We start from the raw sequence: 16,428 nt of genomic DNA on the forward strand, positions 1-16,428 counted from the left end.
GACTACGGTGACAATTTGAGCCTCTCGCGTAGGTTGCGTAGGTCGCCCGTGCAGGGCTCCGCCAAGAAGAAGGTTGTGGACTGAGTCGTGGCAGGTGTGTCGAGCCCTGGAACGGATGTTCCTGCGCCCAAGCGCAAGGCGGAGGCCCAGCGCAAGCACACGGTCGGCCAGGTCATGCTGGTCAGCTCGCTGGTCCTGGCGCTGGTGACAGGTCTCGGTGTCGTGTTCCTCTACCGCCACCTCAACGGCAACATCAGCACGAAGTCGCTCGACGCCATCGGCAACCGGCCCGAGAAGATCTACCGCGGCAACGGCGAGCCCCTCAACATCCTGGTCATGGGTGACGACACCCGGTCCGGCGACGACAACGACATCGACCAGGAGACCGGAGGCGGCTCGGACACCACGATCCTGGTCCACCTGTCCGCCGATCGGAAGCGGTCCTATGCCGTGTCGATCCCGCGCGACTCGATCGTCGACCGTCCCGAGTGCGACGACAGCGCCGCCGCGCCCGACGTCATGTGGAACGCGGCGTTCGGCACCGGCGGTGAGCTGTGCACCGTCGCCCAGTTCGAGCAGTCCACCGACATCCTCGTCGACCACTTCGTGGTCATCGACTTCAACGGGTTCGGGGAGATGGTCGACGCCGTCGACGGCGTGCCCGTCTGCGTCCCCGAGGACATCGACGACCCGAAGCACGAGATCTTCGTCCCGGCTGGCGACCCGTCCGTCCTCAGCGGCGACGAGGCCCTGGACTACGTCCGCGCCCGCTATGTCGGTGAGCTCGCTCAGCAGAACGACCTCAGCCGGATCAAGCGTCAGCAGACCTTCATCGCGGCCCTGATCCGCAAGGTGAAGTCGGCCGGCACGCTCACCCGCCTCGACCGGGTCGTCGGCTTCCTCGACGCGGCCACGCGCTCCCTGCGCACCGACGAAGGTCTCGGCTCGGTCACCCGGATCGGCAAGATCGCCCTGCAGCTGCAGGACGTCGGGCTGGACAACATCAAGTTCATCACCGTCCCGACGGCCTACTACCCGCTCGACTCCGAGTTCAAGGGCAAGGTCTACTGGACCGAGGACGCCGACACCCTGTGGCAGATGCTCAACGAGGACAAGGCGCTGTCGCCGAACCTGCTGGCCGACTCCGTGACCGCCGAGCCGCCCGCGACCTCGAGCGAGGCGCAGGAGTCGGAGTCTCCCGCCCCGACCGAGACCGAGTCGCCGGCCGAGACCGAGTCCCCCAGCGAAGAGGCGTCCCCGACCGAGACTCCCGCCGAGTCCGAGACGACGGCCCCCAGCGAGGAGCCGACGCCGAAGGAGACGACACCCGGGGTGTGCGCGTGAGCGACGCTCCGGAGCAGGACACCCCCGAGGCCGGCTCGCCCGAGCCGGAGTGGGTACGTCGCAAGCGACTCGCCGCCGTCTTCGGTGACGTGCTCCCCGAGCAGACGAGCGACGACCGCTCGCCCGGCTCGCGCGGCGACGGGGCCGGCGACGGCAAGGGCGACGACTGGTACCGCGACCAGGTGCCGCCCCACCACGGCTGAGTCGGCGCTCCCGCAGAAATGCAACGAACGGCCCGCCCCGAGGGGCGAGCCGTTCGTGGTGAAGCAGGTGCTGGAGCCGAAGCTCAGCTGCGGGCCCGGAGGGCGTCGCGGATCTCCGTGAGCAGCTCGGTGTCGCTCGGGCCCGAGGCCTCGGCCGGGAAGAACTTCTCCTTGGCCTTGGTGTAGGGAACGACGACGAAGAAGTAGACGATCGCACCCATGATGATGAACGCGATCAGGGCGTTGAGGAAGAAGCCCAGGTCGCCCAGCTTGGCGTCACCGAAGACGTCGTCGAAGCCACCGGGAAGCAGGCCGGTCAGCCACGCGCTGAAGGCCGTGACGACGGACGCGAACGAGAGCGCCATGATCAGGCCGACGGCGATCTCGACAAGGTTGCCCTTGAGGATGAAGTTCTTGAATCCACTCATTGCATTATCTCCTTGCGTGACCCCGAGAGACGGAATCAATCAATGTCAGGACAACCGAGCACGCTAGCGGGTATACGTCACCGTGAGAAACTCCTGCAGCGTGGCGGCGGCGACAAATTGCGCACGGTCCGGGGTGATGCCGGCGACGACCAGGCGTCCGGTAAGGGTGGAGTCGGCCGAACCGGGCGGCGGGATCGCCAGCACCAGCACGTCGCTCGCCACCTCTGAGACATCGCCCGACTCGGGGTCGACAGCGCTCAGGTCGACGCGGTCACCGACCTCGAGCAGCTCGACCACGGCCGGGTCGGGGAGCCGCAGCGGCATCACCGTGAGGTCGGGATGGGCCTGCGCCAGCTCGGAGCCGACGAAGCGCAGGTCGGTGATCGCCTCACCCTGGCGCAACGGAGCCGCGAGCACCTGACCGGCCACGGCGCCCGTCAGCCCGGCCGGCGCCAGCTCCGTCGGCCACCTCACCATCGACACGTCGTCCGCCTCCAGTCGCTCGCCGGCGGCGAGGTCGCGCGAGGCGACCGGCACCTCGACGGTCGGCGGGCCGGGGCCGACGGTGGTGCGCAACCCGATCAGCACGGCCAGCGCGACGAGCAGCGCCGCGAGCGGGCGGCGCCGGGCCAGGATCGCGCGCCGGAGCGCGTGCAGGCGGCGGCGTACGGACGAAGCAGTGGGCATGCAGCGACGCTAGGGCGCTGCACCGACGAGCAGCCTGTGGTCATCCACAGGCGGCGGGCAGGTCAGCTGCTGGAGGAGCCTGTGGACGGTGAAGGGCTCGAGGTGGCGGCGGGCTTGGACGAACCGGAGTCCGACGAGGAGGAGGACGACGAGGACGACGACGAGTCGGAGGAGCCGCTGCTCGCGGGCACGGTCGACGACGAACCGGAGCGGCTGTCGGTGCGGTAGAAGCCCGAGCCCTTGAACACCACGCCCACGGCGTTGAAGACCTTGCGCAGCCGGCCCTCGCACTCGGGGCACACGGTCAGCGAGTCGTCGCTGAAGCTCTGGAACTGCTCGAAGGCGTGGCCGCACTCGGTGCAGGCGTACTGATAGGTGGGCATGAGAAACCTTGCTGGCTGGCGCAATCGGGACCGCGATCAGATGGGCCCGCGACTCGCTGGCACTCCACCCGATCGACTGCCAAGGGTACGGCACAATGCCTGATGAGATGACCGAGCAACCTGCGACCACGCCCGACGACGACTTCTCGTTGCGCACCCTCTTCCGCAAGGCGCCACGGGGCCTGCGCTGGTCCGCCTACGTCGCGGCCGCCCTGGCACTGCTGCTGGTCGTGCTCCTCGTGACCGCGGTCGCGTTCGTACGCCGACCCGTGCCCGAGACCGACGGTGCCCTCGAGCTCGCGGGGCTCGAGGGGCACGTCGAGGTGATCCGCGACGACCACGGCATCCCGCAGATCTACGCCGACACCGACGCCGACCTGATGCGTGCCCAGGGGTTCGTGGCCGCGCAGGACCGCTTCTTCGAGATGGACGTACGGCGCCACGTGACCGCCGGACGGCTCTCCGAGCTCTTCGGTGAGGACGGCCTGGAGACCGACAAGTACATCCGCACCATGGGATGGCGACGGGTCGCGGAGCAGGAGTGGGCGCTGCTGGAGACCGAGACGCGCGACGCGCTCACGGCCTATGCGCAGGGCGTCAACGCCTACCTCGACCAGCTCGGCACCAGCGAGATCGCGGTCGAGTACACGATCCTCGGCCTGACCGGCCTCGACTACGAGCCGGAGCCGTGGGAGCCCGCGGACTCGCTGGCCTGGCTCAAGGCGATGGCCTGGGACCTGCGCGGCAACATGGACGACGAGATCGCCCGCGTGATGGCCAGCCTGGACCACACCGAGGAGGAGATCGCCGAGCTCTACCCGGCCTACGACCCCGAGGCACACCCGCCGATCGTCGGCACCGGTGGCGTCGTGGACGAGGTGTTCGAGCAGAACGCGAGCGGCAACTCCACGCGCAACCCTCGGCGCCCGGCCTTCGACGCGGAGGCCGTCCGCACGCTCGTCGACCTGAAGGCGGGCCTGGACCGGATGCCCGAGCTGCTCGGTCGCGGCGAGGGGATCGGCTCCAACTCCTGGGTGGTCGACGGCGAGCACAGCGCGACCGGTCAGCCGTTGCTCGCCAACGACCCGCACCTCGGGATCAGCCAGCCCGGCATCTGGATGCAGACCGGGCTGCACTGCCGCGAGATCACCCCCGACTGCACGCTCGACGTCGCCGGCTTCACGTTCTCGGGCGTGCCCGGCGTGATCATCGGCCACAACGCCGACATCGCGTGGGGCTTCACCAACCTGGGCCCCGACGTCACCGACCTCTACCTCGAGCAGGTCGAGGGCGCGACCTGGATCCAGGACGGCAAGCCCCGGCCGCTGACGCTGCGCACCGAGACGATCAAGGTCCGCGACGGGGACGACTTCGTCCTGCACATCCGCGAGACCGCCCACGGGCCGCTGCTCAGCGACGTCTCCCGCGAGCTCAGCACCGTCGGGGCCAACGCGCCGACCGACCAGCCGGGGGAGCGCGGCAACGGCTATGCCGTGGCGCTGCAGTGGACAGCACTCCGTCCGACGACGACCGCTGACGCGGTCCTCGGCCTCAACCGCGCGGGCGACTGGGACGAGTTCCGGGCGGCGGCCAGCGACTTCGCCGTACCAGCCCAGAACATGGTGTACGCCGATCGCGACGGCCACATCGGCTACCAGGCGCCCGGCCTCGTGCCCATCCGCAAGTCGGGCAACACCGGCGCGATGCCGGCCGAGGGCTGGCTCTCGGCCAACGACTGGACCGGCGACTTCATCCCCTTCGACGGGCTGCCCAACGTGCTCGACCCCGAGGAGGGCTTCATCGTCACGGCCAACCAGGCCGTGATTGACGACGACTACCCCTACTTCCTGACCGACGACTGGGACGCGGGCTACCGCTCGACGCGGATCCGCGAGCTGCTGGCCGAGGAGGGCGAGCTGTCGGTGGGGGAGATGACCCGCCTCCAGCTCGACACGGCCAACCCCATGGCGCCGACGCTGGTGCCCTACCTCCTCGACATCGAGGACCTCGGCTCGCCCTACTACCGCGACGGCCAGGAGCTGCTGGCCGACTGGGACTTCACCCAGCCCGCGGACAGCGCCGCGGCGGCCTATTACAACGCGGTGTGGAGCAACCTGCTGCGACTGACCTTCCACGACGAGCTGCGCGAGGGCATCTGGCCCGACGGCGGCGACCGGTGGTTCGCGGTCGTCACCGACCTGCTGACCGACCCCGCCGGGCCGTGGTGGGACGACAGCGAGACCGAGGACGTCACCGAGTCACGCGACGACATCCTGAGCCAGGCGATGCGCGACGCGCGCGACGAGCTGACGATGCGCCAGTCGCTCGACGCCGACGACTGGACCTGGGGCCACCTGCACCAGCTCGACCTGCACCACTCCACGCTCGGCGAGTCCGGCGTCGCCCCGATCGAGCGGCTCTTCAACCGCGACGGCCGCGGCGTCGGCGGCGGACCGAGCATCGTCGACGCGACGAGCTGGAACGCCGCGCTCGGCTATGGCGTGACGGCGGCCCCGTCGATGCGGATGGTCGTCTCGCTCGCCGACTTCGACGCCTCGCGCTACATCAACCTCACCGGCGTCTCCGGCCACCCCGGCTCCTCCCACTACGGCGACCAGACCGAGCTGTTCGTCAACGGTGACTACCTGCCGTGGGCGTTCACCCGCGACGCCGTGGTCGAGGCCGGCGAGGACACCCTCGTGCTGACTCCTGCCGGGGCCGCCGACTGATCGCTAGGCTCGGGCCATGAAGAGTGAGCTGTTCGCCCAGGACAACCTCGAGATCGGTGACGGGCAGCGGTTCGCCCTCCAGAACCCCTACATGCTGCGTGTCTCGCTCGGTCCCGACGTGCTCGCGGTCAAGGGCGGGATGGTGGCCTTCCAGGGCCAGGTCCGCTTCGACCACGAGAAGTCCGGCTCGATGGCCAAGCTGATCAAGAAGGTCGTCACCAGCGAGGACATCCCGCTGATGCGCGTCTCCGGCCAGGGTGAGGTCTTCTTCGCCCAGGAGGCCGGCACCGTCCACCTCCTCACCCTCGAGGGCGACGGGATCTCGGTCAACGGCCGCAACCTGCTGGCCTTCGACGCTGCCATGGAGTGGGACATCAACCGCGTCCGCGGCGCCGGAATGATGGCCGGCGGCCTGTTCAACACCACCGTCCGCGGCACCGGCACGGTCGCCCTGTGCACCGTCGGCAAGCCGGTCGTCCTCGACTGCTCCCAGCAGCCGACCTACGTCGACGTGCAGGCGGCCGTCGCCTGGTCGTCCTCGCTGGTGCCCAGCGTCGTGTCGAGCATGAACATGAAGTCGATGCTGCGCGGCGGCTCCGGCGAGGCGTTCCAGTACGCCTTCCACGGTCCCGGCTTCGTCGTCGTCCAGCCCTACGAGTGGGTGGCCCCGCAGACCGGCTCCGGCGGCGGTGGCGGCGGACTGATCGGCGACCTGCTCAAGGGCTGACGGGCCTGACCCCCGTCGGCGTGACGACGTGCGTCACCCGCCGGTCGTGGACCTCGATCGGCACCACCAGGCCGGCCTCGTCGTCGTGCAGGAGCACGCCGACGGGCACGCCTGCGCCGACCCGCGCGAGCGCCCGGTCGTAGGACCCGCCCCCGCGACCCAGCCGGTCGCCGTCGCTCGACGCGGCCAGCCCGGGCACCAGCACGACGTCGGCGCCGGCGACGGCCTCGACCCCGAGGCGCTGGCCGGTCGGCTCGAGCAGGCCGCGCGACGCGGGCTCCAGGGCTCCGGTGAAGACCGCCCAGTCGAGGTCGTTGTCCGCCCGCAGCACCGGGAGCAGCACCCGCTTGCCGGCGGCATGCATCGCCTCGAGCAGCAGCCCGGTCCCCGGCTCCCGGCCGACCGAGACATAGGCAGCGACGGTGACCGCTCGGCGTACGACGTCCCACGCCAGCGCGTGCTCGGCGATCGCCTGCGCCGCGGCGACGGATTCGGCCAGCGGCCGCTGCCGCCGAGCGGCGAGGACCTGGTCGCGCAGGGCGTCCTTCGCGGGCGCGACGGGGGGCTGGGCTGGTGTTGGCACGCGATCAGCCTACGATCGGAGCATGGGTAGCAAAGGCCTGGAAACGGCACGCGCCAAAATGCAGGACGCAGGTGTCGATCCCGTCGCCATCGACACGTTCGCGCACTACTACCGCCTCTTGGAGCACGGCGAGACCGGGATGATCCCCGAGTCGACGATCACCCCGCTCGACATGGAGTCACTGGCCGACGTCGAGGTGGACGACGAGGCCGCGGCCGAGGCGATCCGCCGGACCGCGGTGATCAAGCTCAACGGCGGCCTCGGCACCTCGATGGGCATGGACCGGGCGAAGTCGCTGCTGTGCGTGCGCCGCGGGCTGAGCTTCCTCGACATCATCGCGCGGCAGGTGCTGCACCTGCGCAAGGAGCACGGCGCCGACCTGCCGCTCATCTTCATGAACTCGTTCCGGACGTCGGCCGACACGATGGCCGCGCTCGCCCGCTACGAGGACCTCCAGGTCGACGGGCTGCCGCTGGAGTTCCTCCAGAACAAGGTGCCCAAGCTGCTCGCCGCCGGGCTCGTGCCGGCGGCCTATCCGAAGAACCCCGACCTCGAGTGGTGTCCGCCCGGCCACGGCGACCTCTACACCGCGCTGCGTGGGGCCGGCCTGCTCGCCCAGCTGCGCGAGGCCGGCTTCCGCCACGTCTTCGTGTCCAACTCCGACAACCTCGGCGCGGTCCCCGACGCACGCGTCGCCGGCTGGTTCGCGCAGAGCGGCGCGCCGTTCGCGATCGAGGCCGTACGGCGAACCGCCTCCGACCGCAAGGGCGGCCACTTCGCCACGCGCAAGGCCGACGGCCGGATCGTGCTGCGGGAGAGTGCCCAGACGCTGGAGGCCGACAAGGACTCGCTGGCCGACCTCGACCGGCACAAGTACACCTCGACCAACAACCTGTGGTTCGACCTCGACGCGATGACCGAGGCCCTCGACGCGCGCCAGGGCATCCTCGGCCTGCCGATGATCCGCAACGTCAAGCACCTCGACCCCGCCGACCCGACGACGCAGGAGGTCATCCAGATCGAGACCGCGATGGGCGCCGCGATCGAGATCTTCGAGGGCGCCCGCACCATCGAGGTCGGCCGCGACCGGTTCGTGCCGGTCAAGACGACCAACGACCTGCTGGTGCTGCGCTCCGACATCTACGACCTCGGCCAGGACTTCGTGCTCGACCAGTCCTCGGACGGTGTCCCCTTCATCGAGCTCGACGGCGACTTCTACAAGCTGGTCGGCGACTTCGACAAGCGCTTCCCCGAGGGAGCCCCGTCGCTGCGCGAGGCGAGGTCACTCGTCATCGACGGCGACGTCACCTTCGGCAAGGGCGTCCGCGTCGTCGGCGACGTCAAGATCAAGGCACCCAGTGCCGAGCGGATCGACGCGTCGGCCGTGCTGGCAGCCGATGGCTGAGCTGCTCCCGGTCCCCGACCTCGTCGAGCGGATCCTCGCGTCGGTCTCGCCGCTACCCGACTTCCCACAGCCGCTGATGGAGGCGCTCGGGCTCGCGCTGGCCGAGGACGTCACGGCCGACATCTCGCTGCCCGGCTTCGACAACTCCGGCATGGACGGCTACGCCGTGACGTACGCCGATGTGTCGACCGCCTCCGAGGACGCCCCCGTCCAGCTGCCGGTGGTGGGGGAGATCGGTGCCGGCCAGGGCGGGCTGATGGCCCTCTCTCCCGGCACCGCCGCGAAGATCATGACCGGCGCGCCCGTGCCGGCCGGCTGCGACGCCGTCGTCCCCTACGAGTGGACGGACCGGGGCGTGGCCCAGGTGCGGATCACCCGAGCCCCGAGCAAGCACCAGCACATCCGGGTCGCCGGCGAGGACGTCGCCGAGGGCGACCTCCTGCTCGAGCACGGCACGGTCCTGGGCCCGCGCCACCTCGGCCTGCTCGCCGCGGTCGGCCGCGCCACCGTGCGCTGCCGCCCGCGTCCGCGCGTCGTCGTCATCTCCACCGGCTCCGAGCTGCGCGAGCCCGGATCGCCGCTCGGCCGGGACTCGATCTACGACGGCAACTCCTATCTCCTCGCGGCTTCCGCGCGCGCGGCCGGTGCGATCGCCTACCGCGTCGGCATCGTCCCCGACGACCCGCGCACGTTCACCGACGCGCTCAGCGACCAGCTCGTGCGCGCCGACATCGTCGTCACCAGCGGCGGCGTCTCCGAGGGCGACTTCGACGTCGTCAAGGAGGCACTGTCCTCCCTCGGCTCCGTCTGGTTCGGCGGCGTCGCAATGCAGCCGGGCAAGCCCCAGGGCTTCGGCACCGTCGGCGACGACCGCACCCCGATCTTCACGCTGCCCGGCAACCCCGTCTCGGCCTACATCTCCTTCGAGACGTTCGTGCTGCCGGCGATCCGCCGGATGATGGGCAAGCTGCCCTACTCGCGGCCGCTGACCCGGGCCCGCCTGACCCACGGCATCTCCTCGCCCGAGGGCAAGCAGCAGATGGTGCGCGCGGCCTGGGACTCCGACCGCGGTGGGGCCTTCGTGACCCCGGTCGGCGGACACGGCTCCCACCTGCTCGGCGACCTGGCTGCGAGTGATGCGCTCATCGTCGTACCCCCCGACACCACGGCCCTGCGAGCCGGCGACATGGTGCAGGTCCTCCGACTGGACGAAGGCTTCTGATGACCTCCTTCTCCCACATCGACGACGCCGGCGCAGCCCGGATGGTCGACGTCTCCGGCAAGGCCGTGACGGCGCGTACGGCGAGCGCATCGGGCCGGGTCCACGTCTCGCCGGCCGTGATCGCGCTGCTCCGCGGCGCGGGCGTGCCGAAGGGCGACACCCTCGCGGTGGCTCGGCTCGCAGGCATCATGGGCGCCAAGCAGACCCCGTCGCTGATCCCGCTGTGCCACCCCCTCGCGCTGTCGTCGGTCACCGTCGACCTCTCGGTCACCGACGAGTCGGTCGACATCCTCGCCACGGTCGCCACCACCGACCGGACCGGCGTCGAGATGGAGGCGCTCACCGCGGTCTCGGTCGCCGCGCTCACCGTCATCGACATGGTCAAGGCGGTCGACAAGGGCGCCGTGATCACCGACGTGCGCGTCGAGACGAAGACCGGCGGCAAGTCGGGCGACTGGAAGCGGTCATGAAGGCCGCCGTCGTCGTCGCGTCCAACCGCGCGGCGGCGGGTGTCTATGCCGACGAGACCGGCCCGCTGATCACCGCGTGGCTGGTCGAGCAGGGCTTCTCGACGGGTGAGCCCGTCGTCGTGCCCGACGGCGAGCCCGTGGGCCGCGCGATCTCCGCGGCCGTCACCGACGGTGCGCGCGTCGTGCTGACCACCGGCGGCACCGGCCTCACGCCGACCGACCGCACCCCCGACGTCACGCGCCCGCTGCTCGACCGCGAGGTGCCGGGCATCGCCGAGGCGATCCGCGCCCACGGCCTGGCCAACCAGGTCCCGACCGCGATGCTCTCGCGCGGCGTCGCCGGGGTCATCGGGTCGTGCCTGGTCGTCAACCTCCCCGGCTCCCGCGGGGGTGTGAAGGACGGCCTGGCCGTGCTGGCGCCGGTGCTGCGGCACGCGGTGGAGCAGATCGTCGGAAGCGACCATTGATCCCGGTCAAGCCGATGCCCGGGTGGCCGGCCTTCCTGGTGCACGGCGAGGTCGCCCTGCGACCGCTGGAAGCCTCCGACGCCGAGGCGTGGCGTGACGTCCGCTCGCGCAACATGGACTGGCTCAGGCAGTGGGAGGCGACCCTGCCCCCCGGTGAGGACCACTCCGGCGGCAACTACGCCCAGGTCGTGCGCCGCCTGCGCAGGCTCGCCCGGCAGGGCCAGGCGATGCCGTTCGCGATCGAGGTCGACGGCAGCTTCGCCGGTCAGGTCACCGTCAACAACATCGTCCGCGGGTCGGCGCAGTTCGCCTCGATCGGCTACTGGCTCGACCGCGGCGTCGCCGGTCGCGGGATCATGCCGATCGCGGTGGCGATGGTGATCGACCACTGCTTCACCAGTGCCCGGCTGCACCGGATCGAGATCAGCATCCGCCCGGAGAACAGCAACTCGCTGCGCGTCGTGGAGAAGCTCGGCCTGCACGAGGTCGGCTACGCGCCGCGGTTCCTGCACATCGACGGCGCCTGGCGCGACCACCGGATCTTCGCGGTCACGGTCGAGGACTGCCCGCGAGGGATGCTCGCGACCCTCATCTCGTCGTGAACGAATCACACGAGTCACACGAGTTGCCTTGCGACACACCTATGGACTTGCGCCTCACACTGCGCTAGGGAATCTAACCTCAGAGGTGTGGACCTGAGTGCGTTGATCTTCGTTGCGCTGGCGGTGGCGTGGGCCGTCTACCTGATTCCCAAGGCGCTCAAGCACCATGACGAGGTCGTCCGGAGCCGGTCGGTCGACCGGTTCTCCCAGACGATGCGCGTGCTGGCCCGTCGCGAGCCGATCAACCGCCGCGATGCCCGCCTCGTCGTCACGCCCAACCGCCACACCTCCGCGCCGACCGTCGAGACCAAGGCCTCCAGCCTCGCCGCGACGCAGCCGTCGTACGCCGCTCGCCGGGCCGCCGCCGCGAAGGCCACCCGGCGTCGCCGCAACGTGCTCGGGCTGGTCCTGCTCGCCAACACCCTCGTCATCGGGCTCGCCGTGGCCGGCGTGCTCACCTGGCCGTGGGTCGCCCTGCCGGCCGGTCTCCTCGTCGCCTGGCTGGTCGCCTGCCGCGTCATGGTCAAGGGCGAGCGGGCCGCTGCCCGACCCGTCCGGACCACGCGGCCGGTCGTCGACGAGCTCCCCGAGACCACCGACTCCCCGATGACGCCCGACGTCGAGGCGTGCGAGGAGCCCGCCGCGGCTCCCGCTCCCGTGCAGGTCGACGAGGCTGAGCCGGCCCGTGCCGAGGGCGCTGCGCCCGTGCGCGCCGAGGGCGCGTGGGACATGGTGCCGACGACCTTGCCGACCTACGTCTCGAAGGCGCCCGCCGTGCGCCGTACGGTCCAGACGATCGACCTCGACTCGACCGGTGTCTGGTCCTCGGGTCGCAACGACGACGACTCCGCCCTGGCCCGCGAGGCCGAGGAGTCCGAGCGCACTGCCCGCACCGCCGCGGCCGAGCGCCGCGCCGCCGGTTCCTGACGCCGTCCGCTGGTTCGTCGGACGTCCCGCCTGACGTCCGACGGGGTGGCTGTGCGCCGCCGCTACGTTGGATCCATGGCCACCGTCACGCTGTCCGAGTCCCGCGCCGTCCCGATCCCGGTCGAGGAGGCCTTCGACCGGGTGCTGGCACACCCGCTGCCCTCCGTCTTCCGCCGCCGCCGGCTCGCGATCCCGCCGATCAGGGACGTGCGTCACCAGGACGGCGAGTGGGGGAGCGTCGGCCAGACGCGCACGATCGTGCTCGCCGACGGCGGTACGATGCGCGAGACGCTGACCTCCAACGACCGCCCGCACGCCTTCGGCTACACCATCTCCGAGGTCCGTGGCCCGATGAAGCCGCTGGTCGCCAGCGCCGACGGCCGCTGGACCTTCGAGCCCGCCGGCACCGGCACCCGGATCACCTGGACGTGGGTGCTCACCCCGACCGCGGCCGGTCGCGTGGCGATGCCCGCCTTCGGCGCGATGTGGCGCGGCTACGCCCGGCAGGCACTCGAAGAGGTCGAGGCCATCCTGCTCGGCGACTGACGCGATTGGGCGCCCCCGAATATCGGCTGGTATCTTTTCCAATCGCTTGGGGGTGTGGCGCAGCTGGTAGCGCGTCTCGTTCGCATCGAGAAGGCCAGGGGTTCGAGTCCCCTCACCTCCACAAGCACCGAACGGCCCGTCCCAGACGGGCCGTTCGTCATTTCCGCCTCAGATCCAGCGGGTGAACCAGATCCGCCGCAGCCACTCGTCATGGGTGATGAGCTGGTCGGTCCACACCGGCCAGAACCACGCGAAGGCGAACACGGTCAGCACGACGAACGACCCGGAGATCACCACTCCTGCCGTACGCCGCGGGGTGGGCGCGTTGGACGAGCCCACGATGCTGCCCAGGGCGAGCGCAAGGCCGAGCACCAGGAACGGCAGGCACGCGATGGCGTAGAAGATGAAGATCGGCCGGTCGTCGAACCTCAGCCACGGCAGCCACGTCGAGCCGACACCGACGACCGCGACGCCGAAGCGCCAGTCGCGTCCGCCGGCCCAGCGGACGACGGCGAAGACCAGCGCCAGCGACCCGGCCCACCAGATCAGCGGGTTGCCGAGCAGCAGGACCTGGCGCAGGCAGGTGGAGCCCGTGGGCGCGTCGCAGCCCTGGCTCCCCGGCTTGATGTCCAGCTGGGCGTCGACGCCGACGGGGCGGCTCATCAGCAGCCAGCCGATCGGGCGCGAGGCGTAGACGTGGGTGCTGTCGTTGAGGAAGTGGGCGTGGAAGGCGTAGACGTCCTGGTGGTAGTCCCACAGCGAGTGCAGCGACTGCCGGACCTCGCCGATCCCCTCCGCGTCGGGTTGGCTCGCACTCGCCCAGGGCTTGCCGCCGTCGAAGGTCGTGTACTGCGTGTTGCTGAGGGTCTCCTCGTACTCGTCGGCGTGCACCAGCCAGCCGGTCCAGCTCGAGACGTAGACGACCAGCGCCACGAGCACGAGGCTCGCGAACGCGATCGGGCCGTCGACCAGGAGCGCTTTCACCAGCGCCTTGGGCTGTCCGAAGGACCGCCGGGCGCCGTAGTTCCAGGCGGTCAGCAGCAGGCCGAACGCGGCGAGCGGGAAGAGCGCCGTCCACTTGGTGCCGACGGCCAGTCCGAAGGCGATGCCGGCGGCGACCAGCCACGGCCGGAAGAGCGCCCGGGTGCGGCCCCGGGCGAGCCGGGAACGGAACCACTGTCGGTCCGCCACGACACAGTGGACGCCCAGCAGGATGAAGAAGGCGAGGAAGATGTCGAGCAGGGCCAGTCGGGACAGGACGAGCTGCAGGCCGTCCAGGGCGAGCAGGAGCCCGCCCACGAGGCCGAGCGCGGTCGAGCCGGACACCCGGCGGACGAAGCGGCACATCAGCAGCACCATCAGCGAGCCGACCACCGCGGCCGCGATGCGCCAGCCGAAGGGGTCCATGCCGAAGGCCTTCTCGCCCAGCGCGATGATCCACTTGCCGACCTCGGGGTGCACCACCATCGACGGGGTGTCCGCCCAGAGCCCGCCCGCCTGGCCGTTGAGGATCGTCTTGTCCGCGTCCTCGACGTAGGTCCGCACGTAGCCGTTGCCGAGCATCGACCACGCGTCCTTGGCGTAGTAGGTCTCGTCGAAGCTGAACTGGTGCGGGGTGCCGAGCTTCCACCAGCGCAGGAAGAACGCCAGCGCGGTGATCGCGAGGGCCAGCGTCCACCCGATGAGCGGGTCCTCGGTGTGCCAGCGCGGCCTGGCTCGCTCCTGCGCGGACGGGACCTCACTGCCCGTCGCGGTGCGCGACAGACTGACGGTGGCAGGAGCGGTCACGTCCGAGACTCTAGATCGTCCCTGACATGATCGGCGGCATGTCCTCCACCACGCCTTCCACCGGGGTGCTCGTGCTCGCCGCCACCCCGATCGGCCAGGCCGGGGACGCGCCGCCGCGACTGGCGGCCGAGCTGTCCGGTGCCGACGTGGTCGCGGCCGAGGACACCCGTCGGCTCAAGCGGCTGACCAGCGACCTGGGCATCACCCTGACCGGCCGCGTCGTGTCCTACTTCGAGGGCAACGAGTCGGCGCGCACGCCCGTCCTGCTGGCCGCGCTGCTCGCCGGCGAGCGGGTCGTGCTGGTGACCGACGCGGGCATGCCGAGCGTGTCCGACCCGGGCTACCGGCTCGTCGTCGCGGCGGTCGAGCACGACGTGCACGTCACCGCGGTGCCCGGACCCAGCGCCGTGCTCACGGCGCTCGCGGTCAGCGGCCTGCCCGTCGACCGGTTCTGCTTCGAGGGCTTCTTGCCGCGCAAGGCGGGGGAGCGGAGCCGCCGGCTCGCGGGACTGGCCCGCGAGGACCGGACGATGGTGTTCTTCGAGGCGCCGCACCGCACCGAGGCGGCGCTCGCCGCGATGGCCGAGGCCTTCGGCGGGGAGCGCAGCGGGGCGGTGTGCCGTGAGCTGACCAAGACCCACGAGGAAGTACGGCGAGGACCGCTCGCCGACCTGGTCGCGTGGGCCGCCGAGGGGGTCCGCGGAGAGGTCACCATCGTCGTGGAGGGCGCTCCGGCGCAGGCCGAGGTCGGCACCGACCCCGAGTCCCTGCGCGCCGCCGTCGCCGAGGAGGAGGCAGCGGGTGCCACCCGCAAGGAAGCGATCGCCGACGTCGCCCGCCGGGCCGGCGTCCCGAAGCGGGAGGTCTACGACCTTGTCCACCGATAGGCCGACGAACGAGCCCACCCGCGCCCGCGCGGCCACCGAGGAGACGTCCGGGGCCCGTCGTGACCGCCAGCGCCCGCCGGCCCCCGAGCCGCTGCCGCTGCCCGTGGTCGACAACCACTGCCACCTCGACATCGCCGACGGCGACTGGCTGGAGACGCGGGAGGCCATCGAGCTGGCCCGGTCGGTCAACGTCACCCGGATCGTCCAGATCGGCTGTGACCTGCCCGGCGCCCGCTGGGCGGTGGCGGCGGCCGCCGAGCACCCCGAGCTGATCGCCGGGGTCGCGCTGCACCCCAACGAGGCGCCTCGGGTCGAGGACCTCGACGCCGCGATGGCCGAGATCGAGGCCCTCGCGGGCGCCCACGACCTGGTGCGGGCCGTCGGTGAGACCGGGCTCGACCACTTCCGCACCGGCGAGGACGGCCGGGCGGTCCAGGAGGAGAGCTTCCGCCGCCACATCGACCTGGCCAAGCGGCTCGACAAGACGCTGGTGATCCACGACCGGGACGCCCACGACGAGGTGCTGCGCGTCCTCGACGAGGAGGGGGTGCCCGACCGCTGGGTGATGCACTGCTTCTCCGGCGACGTCGACCTCGCTCGCGCCTGCCTGGAGCGCGGAGCGCACCTGAGCTTCGCCGGCACGGTCACGTTCAAGAACGCCGCCGGCCTGCGCAACGCACTGGCCGTGACGCCGATCGACCGCCTCCTGGTGGAGACCGATGCGCCGTACCTCACCCCCACGCCGTTCCGTGGCCGACCCAACGCTTCCTACCTCGTCCCGCACACCGTCCGGGCCATGGCCGAGGTCCGCGGCGACGACCTCGAGACCCTCTGCGAGGCGATCAACCTCAACACCGAGAGGGCCTTCGGCGGCCCGTGGTGAGGGGTCGGAGGGGGCGCGTGAGCGCCGTCACGACCGCCGAGACGCTGGTCACGATCGGCCCGGAAAACCGCCGTTCGACTTTGAACCATCCGTCATCACCGTTATCGTCCTGTGACGTTGGCCGGGATCGGGAACGATTCGCCAGCG

18 protein-coding genes and 1 tRNA gene are annotated in these 16,428 nt (G+C 71.0%); 14 read left to right on the plus strand and 5 right to left on the minus strand.

The features are described from left to right. The first annotated feature begins 87 nt into the window (after positions 1-87). Together CF8_RS18535 and CF8_RS18540 are read left to right on the plus strand one after the other, a co-directional pair. Positions 88-1,344 (plus strand): LCP family protein, encoded by a 1,257-nt coding sequence (locus CF8_RS18535; RefSeq protein WP_198016881.1) that lies wholly within the window; start codon positions 88-90, stop codon positions 1,342-1,344. Then, positions 1,341-1,547, plus strand: a complete 207-nt coding sequence (locus tag CF8_RS18540) for a hypothetical protein (protein WP_036493632.1) — start codon at positions 1,341-1,343, stop codon at positions 1,545-1,547. The genes CF8_RS18535 and CF8_RS18540 overlap by 4 nt, the downstream gene beginning before the upstream one ends. An 83-nt stretch (positions 1,548-1,630) precedes the next feature. Here CF8_RS18540 and CF8_RS18545 read toward each other — a convergent pair whose 3' ends face one another. From CF8_RS18545 to CF8_RS18555, 3 genes are all read right to left on the minus strand, one after another. Next, positions 1,631-1,975, minus strand: coding sequence for an MscL family protein (locus CF8_RS18545; RefSeq protein ID WP_010834631.1), 345 nt, complete (start codon positions 1,973-1,975; stop codon positions 1,631-1,633). A gap of 63 nt (positions 1,976-2,038) precedes the next feature. Then, positions 2,039-2,662: an SAF domain-containing protein gene (locus CF8_RS18550; RefSeq protein WP_010834632.1), complete on the minus strand. Its 624-nt coding sequence runs from the start codon at positions 2,660-2,662 to the stop codon at positions 2,039-2,041. A 62-nt stretch (positions 2,663-2,724) separates the two neighbouring features. Next, a complete protein-coding gene (locus CF8_RS18555) occupies positions 2,725-3,045 on the minus strand; it encodes an FmdB family zinc ribbon protein (RefSeq protein ID WP_010834633.1) in 321 nt (106 codons plus the stop codon). Positions 3,046-3,152: 107 nt separating this feature from the next. On the opposite strand from CF8_RS18555, the gene CF8_RS18560 reads away from it, so the two are divergent. Continuing rightward, positions 3,153-5,774, plus strand: a complete 2,622-nt coding sequence (locus CF8_RS18560; RefSeq protein WP_010834634.1) for a penicillin acylase family protein — start codon at positions 3,153-3,155, stop codon at positions 5,772-5,774. Between the two features lie 16 nt (positions 5,775-5,790). Beyond that, on the plus strand, positions 5,791-6,501 hold the full coding sequence (locus tag CF8_RS18565) for an AIM24 family protein (RefSeq protein ID WP_010834635.1): 711 nt from the start codon (positions 5,791-5,793) through the stop codon (positions 6,499-6,501). Here the strand turns inward: CF8_RS18565 and CF8_RS18570 are convergent. Then, positions 6,491-7,084: a 5-formyltetrahydrofolate cyclo-ligase gene (locus CF8_RS18570; RefSeq protein WP_010834636.1), complete on the minus strand. Its 594-nt coding sequence runs from the start codon at positions 7,082-7,084 to the stop codon at positions 6,491-6,493. The two genes, CF8_RS18565 and CF8_RS18570, sit on opposite strands and share 11 nt — an antisense overlap. A 22-nt stretch (positions 7,085-7,106) precedes the next feature. On the opposite strand from CF8_RS18570, the gene CF8_RS18575 reads away from it, so the two are divergent. The 8 genes from CF8_RS18575 to CF8_RS18610 all read left to right on the plus strand — a co-directional run bounded on the left by CF8_RS18575 (position 7,107) and on the right by CF8_RS18610 (position 12,844). Beyond that, the gene (locus CF8_RS18575; protein ID WP_036491450.1) at positions 7,107-8,489 is read left to right on the plus strand and encodes a UTP--glucose-1-phosphate uridylyltransferase; all 1,383 of its coding nucleotides are present in this window, start codon (positions 7,107-7,109) and stop codon (positions 8,487-8,489) included. Further along, positions 8,482-9,711 carry a molybdotransferase-like divisome protein Glp gene (glp, locus tag CF8_RS18580; protein ID WP_010834638.1) on the plus strand — a complete coding sequence of 410 codons (1,230 nt, stop codon included), beginning with the start codon at positions 8,482-8,484 and terminating at the stop codon, positions 9,709-9,711. Before CF8_RS18575 ends, glp begins: the two co-directional genes overlap by 8 nt. Then, positions 9,711-10,181 carry a cyclic pyranopterin monophosphate synthase MoaC gene (gene moaC / locus CF8_RS18585; RefSeq protein ID WP_010834639.1) on the plus strand — a complete coding sequence of 157 codons (471 nt, stop codon included), beginning with the start codon at positions 9,711-9,713 and terminating at the stop codon, positions 10,179-10,181. Before glp ends, moaC begins: the two co-directional genes overlap by 1 nt. Next, on the plus strand, positions 10,178-10,648 hold the full coding sequence (locus CF8_RS18590; RefSeq protein ID WP_010834640.1) for a MogA/MoaB family molybdenum cofactor biosynthesis protein: 471 nt from the start codon (positions 10,178-10,180) through the stop codon (positions 10,646-10,648). The genes moaC and CF8_RS18590 overlap by 4 nt, the downstream gene beginning before the upstream one ends. Continuing rightward, the gene (locus tag CF8_RS18595) at positions 10,645-11,250 is read left to right on the plus strand and encodes a GNAT family N-acetyltransferase (RefSeq protein WP_010834641.1); all 606 of its coding nucleotides are present in this window, start codon (positions 10,645-10,647) and stop codon (positions 11,248-11,250) included. Before CF8_RS18590 ends, CF8_RS18595 begins: the two co-directional genes overlap by 4 nt. Positions 11,251-11,337: 87 nt before the next feature. Beyond that, positions 11,338-12,177: a divisome protein SepX/GlpR gene (gene sepX / locus CF8_RS18600; protein ID WP_010834642.1), complete on the plus strand. Its 840-nt coding sequence runs from the start codon at positions 11,338-11,340 to the stop codon at positions 12,175-12,177. A 75-nt stretch (positions 12,178-12,252) separates the two neighbouring features. Beyond that, positions 12,253-12,723 (plus strand): SRPBCC family protein, encoded by a 471-nt coding sequence (locus CF8_RS18605; RefSeq protein ID WP_010834643.1) that lies wholly within the window; start codon positions 12,253-12,255, stop codon positions 12,721-12,723. 48 nt (positions 12,724-12,771) lie between these two features. Beyond that, positions 12,772-12,844: transfer RNA gene (locus tag CF8_RS18610), tRNA-Ala, on the plus strand. A 47-nt stretch (positions 12,845-12,891) separates the two neighbouring features. On the opposite strand, the gene CF8_RS18615 is transcribed toward CF8_RS18610, so the two are convergent. Further along, the gene (locus CF8_RS18615; protein ID WP_010834644.1) at positions 12,892-14,511 is read right to left on the minus strand and encodes a dolichyl-phosphate-mannose--protein mannosyltransferase; all 1,620 of its coding nucleotides are present in this window, start codon (positions 14,509-14,511) and stop codon (positions 12,892-12,894) included. A gap of 38 nt (positions 14,512-14,549) precedes the next feature. Between CF8_RS18615 and rsmI the strand changes: the two genes are divergently transcribed. Further along, a complete protein-coding gene (gene rsmI, locus CF8_RS18620) occupies positions 14,550-15,398 on the plus strand; it encodes a 16S rRNA (cytidine(1402)-2'-O)-methyltransferase (protein ID WP_036493645.1) in 849 nt (282 codons plus the stop codon). Beyond that, a complete protein-coding gene (locus CF8_RS18625) occupies positions 15,385-16,281 on the plus strand; it encodes a TatD family hydrolase (protein WP_036491454.1) in 897 nt (298 codons plus the stop codon). The genes rsmI and CF8_RS18625 overlap by 14 nt, the downstream gene beginning before the upstream one ends. Positions 16,282-16,428: the final 147 nt, after the last annotated feature.

Origin of the sequence: Nocardioides sp. CF8 (assembly GCF_000389985.1) — a bacterium.
Classification (GTDB): domain Bacteria; phylum Actinomycetota; class Actinomycetes; order Propionibacteriales; family Nocardioidaceae; genus Nocardioides; species Nocardioides allogilvus.